The sequence below is a fragment of the Streptomyces sp. NPDC127129 genome (assembly GCF_042671585.1).
Classification (GTDB): Bacteria; Actinomycetota; Actinomycetes; order Streptomycetales; family Streptomycetaceae; genus Streptomyces.
In genome coordinates this window covers 457,768-469,659 of sequence record NZ_JBHXTV010000001.1, presented here as the reverse complement: position 1 = coordinate 469,659, position 11,892 = coordinate 457,768, and the positions used below count along the sequence as shown (strand labels likewise).

Genomic DNA, 11,892 nt, shown 5'->3' with positions numbered 1-11,892 from the left:
TCCCCCCGCCCCCCGAGTTCCTCCCTCACTCCCGAAGGGATTCATCGCCATGCCAGAAACCAGCCGCAGAGGCCTGCTGTTCGGCTCCGCCGCCGTCTCGGCCGGCGCGCTCCTCACCGCCTGTACCAGCAACGAGCCCAAGAACGCGGCCCCAGCCGCGAGCAACGCCCCTGCCGCCGACGACAAGCCCGGCACCCCCGTCACCATCGGCTTCGCCGGTCCCCAGGCCGACCACGGATGGCTCAACGCCATCAACCAGAACGCCAAGGAGCGCGCGAAGAAGTACTCCGAGGTCACGCTGGAGATCACCGAGGGCTCCAACGACACCGCCACCCAGATCGGCCAGATCCAGACCCTCATCAACAAGAAGGTCGACGTCCTGGTCATCCTGCCCGCCGACGGCAAGGCACTCACCCAGGTCGGCCTCCAGGCCATGAAGGCCGGCATCCCGGTCATCAACCTGGACCGCGTCTTCGCCTCCCCGCAGGCCTACCGCTGCTGGATCGGCGGCGACAACTACGGCATGGGCCTCAACGCCGGCCGCTACATCGGCGAGAAGCTCAAGGACAAGCCGGGCGCCACCGTCATCGAACTCGCCGGCATGGACAGCCTGGAACTGACCAAGCAGCGCACCCAGGGCTTCGACGACGCCCTCAAGAACTACCCCAACATCCGCAAGGTGGCCCGTCAGGCCGCCGACTTCACCGTCGAGTCAGGCCAGGCCAAGATGGCCCAACTCCTCCAGGCGCAGCCCAAGTTCGACGCTCTCTGGAACCACGACGACGACCAGGGTGTGGGTGCACTGCGGGCCATCGCGCAGGCCGGCCGCAAGGACTTCCTGATGGTCGGCGGCGCGGGCGCCAAGTCCGCGATGGACGCCATCAAGGCCGACGACGGGGTCCTCAAGGCCACCGTCCTCTACCCGCCGACCATGGCCGCCTCCGCCATCGACCTGGCCCGCGCCCTCGGCCAGAAGAAGGGCGTCGGGGGACTCGCCGAGCTGGAGATCCCGGCCTCCCTCACCCTCTACTCGGCCGTGGTGACCAAGGAGAACGTCGACGAGTACCTGCCCACCGGCTTCAGCTGACCGGGGTCCGGCCGCCGGCCCTCGGGGGTGGCCGGCGGATCCCCCCGAGCCCGGCACCCCCCACCGTGCAACCGATGAGGAGGAACCGTATGGAACAGCGGGAGAGCGAGGCCGGCCCGACCGGTCAGGCCGGCGAGGCCACGGCGCCGTCACTCGGCATCGGCATGGTCGGCTACGCGTTCATGGGCGCCGCCCACTCCCAGGGGTGGCGGACCGCGGGGCGTGTCTTCGACCTGCCGCTGCGGCCCGTGCTCGCCGCCGTCGCCGGCCGTGACCGGACGGCCGTCCGGGCAGCGGCGGCCAAGCACGGCTGGGCGGCGGCCGAGACCGACTGGCGCGCCCTCGTCGCACGCGACGACGTCCAGCTCGTCGACGTCTGCACCCCGGGCGACAGCCACGCGGAGATCGCGATCGCCGCCCTGGAGGCGGGCAAGCACGTGCTGTGCGAGAAGCCGCTCGCCAACTCCGTCGCCGAGGCCGAGGCCATGGCCGCCGCCGCGGAGGCGGCGGCCGCCCGTGGCCAGGTCGCCATGGTCGGCTTCAACTACCGGCGGGTGCCGGCCATCGCGTACGCCCGTGGGCTCGTCGCCGAGGGCAGGCTCGGCGCCCTGCGGCACGTACGGGTCACGTATCTGCAGGACTGGCTCGTCGACCCCGGCTTCCCGCTGACCTGGCGCCTGGAGCGCGAGCACGCGGGGTCCGGGGCCCTCGGGGACCTCGGCGCGCACGCGGTCGACCTCGCCCAGTACCTCGCGGGGGAGCTCCTGGTCGGGGTCTCGGCGCTCACCGAGACCTTCGTACGCGAACGTCCGCTGCTCGCGGGCGTGTCGGCCGGACTCTCCGGCGCGGCGACGGGCGGGACGTACGGGGCGGTGACGGTCGACGACGCCGCGCTGTTCACCGGACGGCTCGCCTCCGGGGCGCTCGCCTCCTTCGAGGCGACCCGGATGGCCGCGGGACGCAAGAACGCCCTGCGTCTGGAGATCAACGGCGAGAAGGGCTCGCTCGCCTTCGACCTGGAGCGGCTCAACGAGCTCTCCTTCCACGACCACACGGAGCCGGCCGCCTCCGCGGGCTTCCGCCGGATCCTCGTGACCGAGCCGGACCATCCGTACCTGGAGGGCTGGTGGCCGCCGGGCCACGCGCTCGGATACGAGCACACCTTCGCCCACCAGGCCCGTGACCTGGTCCTCGCCGTCGCGTCCGGGACGGCGCCCGCGCCGACCTTCGCGGACGGTCTGCAGGTCCAGCGCGTGCTCGCCGCGGTGGAGGAGAGCGCCGAGAAGAACGCCGTCTACACCCCCGTACAGTTCTAGGAGGCCTTCGACCGTGACCCGTCCCTTCACCCTCTTCACCGGCCAGTGGGCCGACCTGCCGCTGGAGGAGGTCTGCCGGCTCGCCCGTGACTTCGGCTACGACGGCCTCGAACTCGCCTGCTGGGGCGATCACTTCGAGGTGGACAAGGCGCTGGCGGACCCGTCGTACGTCGACGGCCGCCGCGCCCTTCTCGACAAGTACGGCCTGAAGTGCTGGGCGATCTCCAACCACCTGGTGGGCCAGGCGGTCTGCGACCACCCGATCGACGAGCGGCACCAGGCGATCGTGCCGGCCCGGATCTGGGGCGACGGAGAGGCCGAAGGCGTACGGCAGCGGGCCGCCCGCGAGCTCGCCGACACCGCGCGGGCCGCCGCCGCACTCGGCGTCGACACCGTCATCGGCTTCACCGGCTCGTCGATCTGGCATCTCGTGGCGATGTTCCCGCCGGTCCCCGAGCGCATGATCGAGCGCGGTTTCGAGGACTTCGCGGAGCGCTGGAACCCGATCCTGGACGTCTTCGACGCCGAGGGCGTCCGCTTCGCGCACGAGGTCCATCCGAGCGAGATCGCGTACGACTACTGGACCACGCAGCGCGCACTGGAGGCGGTGGACCGGCGTCCCGCCTTCGGGCTGAACTTCGACCCGAGCCACTTCGTCTGGCAGGACCTGGACCCGGTCGGCTTCCTCTGGGACTTCCGCGACCGGATCTACCACGTGGACTGCAAGGAGGCCCGCAAGCGTCTCGACGGGCGCAACGGGCGGCTCGGCTCGCACCTGCCGTGGGGCGATCCGCGGCGCGGCTGGGACTTCGTCTCGGCCGGGCACGGTGACGTGCCGTGGGAGGACGTGTTCCGGATGCTCCGCTCGATCGGCTACGCGGGACCCGTCTCCGTGGAGTGGGAGGACGCCGGGATGGACCGGCTGACCGGCGCACCGGAAGCGCTTTCTCATCTCAAGCGGTACGACTTCGACCCGCCGACCGCCTCCTTCGACGCGGCCTTCGGGGGCCGCGACTGACCCGACATGGCAGGTGACCGCCCGGCGGCCATGTCGCCACCGGGTCGCTCCGCCGTGCCCTCGGCAGGCTTTGTCCTGTCGCGGTGAAAAGTTAGACGAGGTCCGTGCGCAAGGGCTTTCCGCTGAGGACGAACCCCGCTACGGTCCCTGATGTGTTCATGGCGTAACGATGCTCCACCTCGTTCCATCCAGCCCTTCGCTCCACCTCGTTCCACTTCGCTCGACCGTGCTTTGAGACCAGCGTGACGGCGCGCGCCGGTCCCCGGACACCCGCACACCCGGCCCTACTCCGGAGGACATCCGTGCACAGCAAACGACTCCGAGCCAGAAAGACACTCGCCCTCCTCGCCGTCGGACTCCTCACCCTCGGGGGCCAACAGGCCCTCGCGGCCGAGACGGACGGCGGCGCCGGCACCGCCGCGGCCGCCGAGGAGTTCCAGCAGGTCACCCTCGCCAAGGGCGGTGAGGAGGTCGGCGAACCGATGTCGCTGGCCGTGCTCCCCGACCGCAGCGTCCTGCACACCTCGCGGAACGGCGAGCTGCGCCGCACCGACGCGGCGGGCAACACCACCGTCATCGGCACCGTCCCCGTCTACTCCCACGACGAGGAAGGCCTCCAGGGCATCGGGCTCGACCCGGACTTCGCCCGGAACAAGGCCATCTACCTCTACTACGCCCCGCCTCTCGACACTCCCGCCGGAGACGCCCCCGAGAACGGCACGGCGGCCGACTTCGAGAAGTACGACGGCGTCAACCGCCTCTCCCGGTTCACGCTGAAGGCCGACGGCACGCTCGACAATGCGAGCGAGAAGAAGGTCATCGACATCCCCGCCACCCGCGGCATCTGCTGCCACGTCGGCGGCGACATCGACTTCGACGCCCAGGGCAACCTGTACCTCTCGACCGGCGACGACTCCAACCCCTTCGCCTCCGACGGCTTCACCCCCATCGACGAACGCCCCGGCCGCAACCCCGCGTTCGACGCCCGGCGGACCTCCGGCAACACCAACGACCTCCGCGGCAAGATCCTGCGCATCAAGGTCGCCGAGGACGGCTCGTACACCGTCCCCGACGGCAATCTCTTCGCCCCCGGCACCGCGAAGACCCGTCCCGAGATCTATGCGATGGGCTTCCGCAACCCCTTCCGCTTCAGTGTGGACAAGGCGACGGGCGTCCTCTACGTCGGCGACTACGGCCCCGACGCGGGCGCCGCGGACCCCAAGCGGGGACCCGCCGGCCAGGTCGAGTTCGCCCGCATCACCAAGCCGGGCAACTTCGGCTGGCCCTTCTGCACCGGCAAGAACGACGCCTACCTCGACTACGACTTCGCGACCAAGGTGTCCGGCGCGGCCTTCGACTGCGCCGCCCCGAAGAACGACTCGCCGTACAACACCGGCCTCGTCGACCTCCCGCCGGCCGAGGCGGCCTGGATCCCGTACAACGGCGGCTCCGTACCGGAGTTCGGGACCGGCTCCGAGTCACCCATGGGTGGGCCCGTCTACCGCTACGACGCAGCCTCCACCTCCCCGGTCAAGTTCCCCGAGGCGTACGACGGCGACTTCTTCGCCGGTGAGTTCGGCCGGCGCTGGATCAAGCGCATCGAGCAGGGCGCCGACGGCGCCGTCCAGTCCATCAACTCCGTCCCCTGGACCGGCACCCAGGTCATGGACATGGCCTTCGGACCCGACGGCGCGCTGTACGTCCTCGACTACGGCACCGCCTGGTTCGGCGGCGACCACAACTCCGGGCTCTACCGCATCGAGAACGCCACCGGCGGACGCTCCCCGGTCGCCGAGGCGAGCGCGAACAAGACCTCCGGCACCTCCCCGCTGAAGGTGACCTTCTCCTCCGCCGGCACCACCGACGGCGACGGCGACACCCTCACCTACAGCTGGGACTTCGGCGACGGCGGTACGTCGACGGCCGCAAACCCCGCCTACACCTACCGCAAGAACGGCACCTACACCGCGACCGTGACGGCGAAGGACCCGAGCGGGCGCACCGGCTCCGCCTCCGTCCACGTCGTCGTCGGCAACACCGCGCCCAAGGTCACCCTCGAACTCCCCGCGGAGGGCGCCCTCTTCTCCTTCGGCGACGACGTCCCCTTCAAGGTGAAGGTCACGGACCCGGAGGACGGCACGATCGACTGCGCCAAGGTCAAGGTCACCTACGTCCTCGGCCACGACAGCCACGGCCACCCCGTCACCTCGGCCAACGGCTGCTCCGGCACCATCAAGACGTCCTCCGACGGCGGCCACGACGACGACGCCAACATCTTCGCCGTCTTCGACGCCGAGTACACCGACGGCGGAGGCGGCGGCCAGGCCGCCCTCACCACCCACGACCAGGCCAAGCTCCAGCCCCGCCACCGCCAGGCCGAGCACTTCGACGCCCAGAACGGCGTCAACGTCTTCGACAAGGCCGAGGCCAACGGCGGACGCACCGTCGGGGACATCCACGACGGCGACTGGATCTCCTTCAAGCCCTACAACCTGAGCGGCGCCACCAAGCTCACCGCCCGCGTCTCCTCCGGCGGCGTCGGCGGCTTCCTCGAAGTCCGCACCGGCTCGCCCACCGGCACGCTCCACGGCTCCGCGCCCGTCCCCGTCACCGGCAGCTGGGAGACGTTCCAGGACATCGACGTACCGCTGCGCACCGTCCCCCGCAGCACCACCGAACTCTTCCTCGTCTTCAAGGGCGGCTCCGGCGCGCTCTACGACGTCGACGACTTCACGATCTCCAACGCCCCGGTGAACCGCGACGCCAAGCGGGTCCTGGTCTTCTCGAAGACCGCCGGGTTCCGGCACGACTCCATCGGCACCGGCATCGCCGCACTCAGGGAGCTCGGCGCCGGCAGCGGCATCACCGTCGACGCCACCGAGGAACCCCGCCAGTTCACCACCAGCAACCTCGCCCGCTACGACGCCGTCGTCTTCCTCTCCACCACCGGCGACGTCCTCGACGCCCAACAGCAGGCGGCCTTCGAGAACTACGTCTCCACCGGCGGCGGATACATGGGCATCCACGCCGCCGCGGACACCGAGTACGACTGGGAGTTCTACGGCGGTCTCGTCGGCGCCCACTTCGCCTCGCACCCGCAGATCCAGCCCGCGACCGTACGCGTCGAGGACCACGGCCACCCGGCCACCGCACACCTCGACGGCCCCTGGCAGCGGACCGACGAGTGGTACAACTACCGCACCAACCCGCGCGGTCAGGCCCGGATCCTCGCCACCCTGGACGAGACCACCTACGAGGGCGGCACCATGAAGGGCGACCACCCGATCGCCTGGTGCAAGACCTACGGCGGCGGCCGCTCCTTCTACACCGGCGGCGGCCACACCAAGGAGTCGTACGCCGAGCCGGCCTTCCGGCAGCACCTCCTCGGCGGACTCGCCTACGCCACCGGACAGACCGCGGCCGACTGCCGGCCGCAGACCGGCTACCGCGCGCTCTTCAACGGCGAGACCCGCGAGGGCTGGAAGCAGGCCGGACCCGGCGGCTTCGACATCGTCGACGGTGAAATCCGCTCGGTAGGCGGCATGGGCATGCTCTGGTACCAGGCCAAGGAGTTCTCCTCCTACTCCCTCACGCTCGACTGGAAGGCGGCGGGCGACGACAACTCCGGCATCTTCGTCGGCTTCCCCGCCTCCGACGACCCCTGGTCCGCCGTGAACAAGGGTTACGAGATCCAGATCGACGCGACCGACGCCGCCGACCGGACCACCGGAGCCGTCTACGGCTTCAAGTCCGCCGACCTGGCGGCCAGGGACAGCGTGCTGCGACCGCCCGGTCAGTGGAACAGCTACGAGATCCGCGTGCGCGGCGAGCGGCTCCAGGTGTTCCTCAACGGAGTGAAGATCAACGACTTCACCAACACCGACCCGGCCCGCAGCCTCAAGGACGGTCACATCGGCCTCCAGAACCACGGGGCCGACGACCAGGTGTCGTTCCGCGACATCAAGCTCAGGGAGCTCCCCTCGTAGAGCTCCCGCCCAGCCGGCGGCGGGCGGGGAGGCGCCGTACCCCCCGCCCGCCGTCTCCACCACAGTCCAGGGAGGCAGGGTCGTGACCACAGGAACACGTACGGGAGTCTGGCTCATCGGGGCGAGAGGCTCCGTGGCCACCACCGCGGTCGCCGGCTGCGCCGCGACCACGGCCGGCCTCCACCCACCGACCGGCATGGTGACCGAGACCGACGCCTTCGCGGTGGCCGGCCTCCCACCGCTCACCTCCCTCGTGTTCGGCGGACACGACACGGCGACGTGCCCGCTGCCCAAACGCGCCGAGGAACTCACCGCCGCGGGGGTCCTCCCACACGGCCTCACCGCCGCCGTGGCCACCGAACTCGCCGCCGCCGATACGGAGATCCGCCCCGGCGGACCACCTCCCGGCGACGGCCACGAGGAAGGCGAACTCATCGCCTCCTTCGCCGCCGACATGACGGACTTCCGGACCCGGCAGGGCCTGGACCGGGTCGTCGTCGTGAACGTGGCGTCCACGGAGCCGGCGCCGGGGGGCGCCGCGCTCCCACCCAGCTCCCTGTACGCGGGCGCCGCCCTGCGCGCCGGCTGCCCCTACGTCAACTTCACCCCCTCGACCGGGCTGCGCCACCCCGCCCTCGCCGCCGCGCTCGCCGCGAGCGGCCTTCCCCACGCGGGCCGCGACGGCAAGACCGGCCAGACCCTCCTGCGCTCCGTCCTCGCCCCGATGTTCCTCCAACGGGCCCTGACCGTACGGGCCTGGTCGGGCACCAACCTGCTGGGCGGCGGCGACGGCGCGGCCCTCGCCGACCCGGCCGCCGCCGCGGCGAAGAACGCCGGCAAGGAACGCGTCCTCGCGGACGTCTTCGGCCACGTCCCCCAGGGCGAGGTCCACATCGACGAGGTCCCGGCCCTGGGGGAGTGGAAGACGGCCTGGGACCACATCGCCTTCGACGGCTTCCTCGGCTCCCGGATGACGCTCCAGACCACCTGGCAGGGGTGCGACTCGGCCCTCGCCGCACCCCTCGTCCTCGACCTGGCCCGGCTGACGGCCCGCGCCCACGAACGGGGCCTCGCCGGCCCGCTGGAGGACCTCGCCTTCTACTTCAAGGACCCGGAGGGCGACCCGCCCGCCGGCCTCGCCGACCAGTACGCCCGCCTGGTCGCGTTCGCCGCGCGCCTGGGGGAGGTCCGGTGAGCCGGGCGCGCGGGCGCGCGGCCGCCTGGGCGGAGCTGTTGCGCGTCTCCGCGCTGGCCACGGTGCCGGGTGACGCCCTGGCGGGCGCGGCGGCCGCGGGGCTGCGCCCCAACCGTTCGACCCTGCTTGCCATCGGCTCCTCCCTCTGTCTGTACGAGGCCGGCATGGCGCTCAACGACTGGGCCGACCGCGAGGAGGACGCCGTCGACCGACCCCACCGCCCCCTTCCCTCCGGCCGCGTCACGCCCCGGGCCGCCCTCGCGGCCTCCGCCGCCCTGACCGTCGCCGGTCTCACCCTCGCCGCCCGCGCCGGACGACCCACCCTCGCGACCGCCACCGCCCTCGCCGCGACGGTCTGGTCCTACGACCTCCGCCTCAAACACACCCCCGCCGCCCCCGCGACCATGGCGACGGCCCGCGCCCTGAACCTCCTCCTCGGCACGATCGCGACCACGACAGGCTGCCCGGCCGCGCGAATCGGTGACCGTGCTCCCCTCCCCGCCGCCCTCCCGTCGGCCGCGCTTCTGGGCGCCCACACCTACGCCGTGACCTCGGTCTCCCGCCACGAGGCCCAGGGCGGCTCGACCCGCACCCCCCTCCTGGCCCTCGCCACGACCACGGCCCTGGCCGCCGTCACCTCCCGCCCCCGAGCCCCAGCCGGACGCGCCCCGGGCAGGCGCGCCGCCGGCGTTGGGCCGATGGGTGCCGGACCGGGTGGGCAGCCGGCCCACGCCGGACCGGCCGGACGCGGCGCCGCCGCGATCGCCCCCCTCGTCACGGCCGCCCTGGCCGCCGCCTACGCCCGGACCCCGGCCGTCCCGCTCCTCCACGCGGCCCTCAATCCGTCCCCTCCCCTCACCCAGCGCTCCGTCGGCGCCGGTATCCGTGCCCTGATCCCCCTCCAGGCGGCGCTCGCCGCCCGGGCCGGCGCGCCCGGCACCGCGCTCCTGGTGCTCGGCCTCGCCCCGCTCGCCCGCGCCCTCGCCAGGAAGGTGAGCCCGACATGAGCCACCGCCCGCCCGCCGTCCGCTTCGGCTACGGCACCAACGGCCTCACCGACCTCCGGCTCGACGACGCCCTGGCCCTTCTCGCCGACCTCGGATACGACGGCGTCGGTCTCACCCTCGACCACATGCATCTCGACCCCCTCGCCCCCGACCTCCCCGCCCGCACCGCCCACGTCGCCCGTCGCCTCGACGCGCTCGGCCTCGGGGTCACCGTCGAGACCGGCGCCCGCTACGTCCTCGACCCGCGCCGCAAGCACGGCCCCTCCCTCCTCGACGGGGACCCCGACGGCCGGGCCGCGCGCGTCCGCCTACTCCTGCGCGCCGTCCGCGTCGCCGCCGACCTCGGTGCCCACGCCGTGCACTGCTTCAGCGGCATCACTCCCGCGGACACCTCCGACGAGACCGCCTGGAAGCGACTCGCCTCCTCCCTCACCCCCGTTCTCGAGGCCGCGGCCGCTGCCGGCGTCCCCCTCGCCGTCGAACCCGAACCCGGTCACCTCCTCGCCACCCTGGACGACTTCCACACGCTCCGCGGCCTCCTCGGCGACCCCGACCCGCGGCACCTCGGCCTCACGCTCGACCTCGGCCACTGCGAGTGCCTGGAACCCGCGTCCCCCGCCGACTGCGTCCGCGCCGCAGCGCCCTGGCTCCACCATGTCCAGATCGAGGACATGCGCCGAGGCGTCCACGAGCACCTCCCGTTCGGCGACGGCGAGATCGACTTCCCGCCCGTCCTCGCCGCCCTCGCCGAGGTCACCACCGCCGGCTACCCGGGTCTGACGGTCGTCGAACTGCCGCGCCACTCCCACGCCGGCCCCGAACTCGCCCACTCCTCCCTCGCGTTCCTGCACCACCACTCCGCCCCACGGGAGGCCCCGGCATGCTGACCACCACCGCCCAGGCCTGGCTGGACGAGGCCCTCGCCGCCGCCACCGCCCGCACCACCCTCTGGGAGCTGCGCTTCGCCTCCGCCGGCCGGCACTGCGGCGCCGAGCACGCCGACTCCGTCCGCGTCCTCCTCCTCAAGGCGGCCCGGGCCGACATCCCCGTCCTCACCCGCCTCTACCACCACGGCTCGGCCGCCGAACGCCGCGCCGTGCTCCTCGCCCTCCCCTCACTCGTCACAGGGCCCGAGGCCCTGCCCCTCGTCGAGGACGCGCTGCGCGCCCACGACACCGACCTCGTCGCCGCCGCGCTCGGCACCTACGCGGCCACCCACCTCGCCCCCCACGCCTGGCGCCACGCCGTCCTCAAGTGCCTCTTCACCGGCGTCCCCGTCGACACCGTCGCCGGACTGCACGAACGCGCCCCCGGCGACACCGAACTCGCCCGGATGCTCACCGACTACGCCGCCGAACGCACCGCCGCCGGCCGCACCGTCCCCGCCGACCTCCACCGCGTCCTCGCCCTCACCGCCCCCACCGAGGAGTCCTGATGCGCATCTTCGACCCCCACATCCACATGTCCTCGCGCACCACGGACGACTACCAGGCGATGTACGACGCCGGAGTCCGCGCCCTGGTCGAACCCTCCTTCTGGCTCGGCCAGCCCCGCACCTCTCCTGCCTCCTTCCTCGACTACTTCGACTCCCTCCTCGGCTGGGAACCCTTCCGCGCCGCCCAGTACGGCATCGCCCACCACTGCACCCTCGCCCTCAACCCGAAGGAGGCCAACGACCCCCGGTGCACCCCCGTTCTCGACGCCCTGCCCCGCTACCTGGTCAAGGACAACGTCGTCGCTGTCGGCGAGATCGGCTACGACTCCATGACCCCCGCCGAGGACACCGCCCTCGCGTCGCAGCTCCAGCTCGCCGCCGACCACGGCCTGCCCGCGCTCGTCCACACCCCGCACCGCGACAAGCTCGCCGGCCTGCGCAGGACCCTCGACGTCGTCCGCGAGTCCGACCTCGCCCCCGAACGGGTCCTGCTCGACCACCTCAACGAGACCACCGTCGAGGAGGCCGCCGACAGCGGTGCCTGGCTGGGCTTCTCCGTCTACCCCGACACCAAGATGGACGAGGACCGCATGGTCGCCGTCCTCAAGGACCACGGACTCGACCGCGTCCTCGTGAACTCGGCCGCCGACTGGGGCAAGAGCGACCCGCTCAAGACCCGCAAGGTCGGCGACGCCATGCTCGCCGCCGGATTCTCCCCGGACGACGTCGACCAGGTGCTGTGGCGCAACCCCGTCGCCTTCTACGGCCTCAGCGGCCGCCTGCGGCTCGACCCCCCTTCACCCGACACCTCCCACGAGGGCAACTCCATCCTCCGCGGCGGGGAATGA

General features: G+C 72.4%; 9 protein-coding genes. All 9 read left to right on the top strand.

Annotated features, from left to right (window positions below; genetic code table 11):
* Window positions 1–49: 49 nt before the first annotated feature.
* The 9 genes from ACFVGW_RS01995 to ACFVGW_RS01955 all read left to right on the top strand — a co-directional run bounded on the left by ACFVGW_RS01995 (window position 50) and on the right by ACFVGW_RS01955 (window position 11,892).
* Entirely contained in the window at window positions 50–1,087 is a 1,038-nt protein-coding gene (locus ACFVGW_RS01995; RefSeq protein WP_385850341.1) for a substrate-binding domain-containing protein, read from the top strand.
* 89 nt (window positions 1,088–1,176) lie between these two features.
* On the top strand, window positions 1,177–2,403 hold the full coding sequence (locus ACFVGW_RS01990; protein WP_385850340.1) for a Gfo/Idh/MocA family protein: 1,227 nt from the start codon (window positions 1,177–1,179) through the stop codon (window positions 2,401–2,403).
* 13 nt (window positions 2,404–2,416) lie between these two features.
* Entirely contained in the window at window positions 2,417–3,421 is a 1,005-nt protein-coding gene (locus ACFVGW_RS01985) for a sugar phosphate isomerase/epimerase family protein (RefSeq protein WP_383219971.1), read from the top strand.
* A 302-nt stretch (window positions 3,422–3,723) separates the two neighbouring features.
* Window positions 3,724–7,407 (top strand): ThuA domain-containing protein, encoded by a 3,684-nt coding sequence (locus ACFVGW_RS01980; RefSeq protein ID WP_385850339.1) that lies wholly within the window; start codon window positions 3,724–3,726, stop codon window positions 7,405–7,407.
* Between the two features lie 82 nt (window positions 7,408–7,489).
* Window positions 7,490–8,602 (top strand): inositol-3-phosphate synthase, encoded by a 1,113-nt coding sequence (locus ACFVGW_RS01975; RefSeq protein ID WP_385850338.1) that lies wholly within the window; start codon window positions 7,490–7,492, stop codon window positions 8,600–8,602.
* A complete protein-coding gene (locus ACFVGW_RS01970) occupies window positions 8,599–9,609 on the top strand; it encodes an SCO3242 family prenyltransferase (protein WP_385850337.1) in 1,011 nt (336 codons plus the stop codon). The genes ACFVGW_RS01975 and ACFVGW_RS01970 overlap by 4 nt, the downstream gene beginning before the upstream one ends.
* Window positions 9,606–10,496, top strand: a complete 891-nt coding sequence (locus ACFVGW_RS01965; RefSeq protein ID WP_385850336.1) for a sugar phosphate isomerase/epimerase family protein — start codon at window positions 9,606–9,608, stop codon at window positions 10,494–10,496. The genes ACFVGW_RS01970 and ACFVGW_RS01965 overlap by 4 nt, the downstream gene beginning before the upstream one ends.
* On the top strand, window positions 10,490–11,044 hold the full coding sequence (locus ACFVGW_RS01960) for an EboA domain-containing protein (RefSeq protein ID WP_383219976.1): 555 nt from the start codon (window positions 10,490–10,492) through the stop codon (window positions 11,042–11,044). Before ACFVGW_RS01965 ends, ACFVGW_RS01960 begins: the two co-directional genes overlap by 7 nt.
* Window positions 11,044–11,892, top strand: a complete 849-nt coding sequence (locus ACFVGW_RS01955; protein WP_385850335.1) for a TatD family hydrolase — start codon at window positions 11,044–11,046, stop codon at window positions 11,890–11,892. The genes ACFVGW_RS01960 and ACFVGW_RS01955 overlap by 1 nt, the downstream gene beginning before the upstream one ends.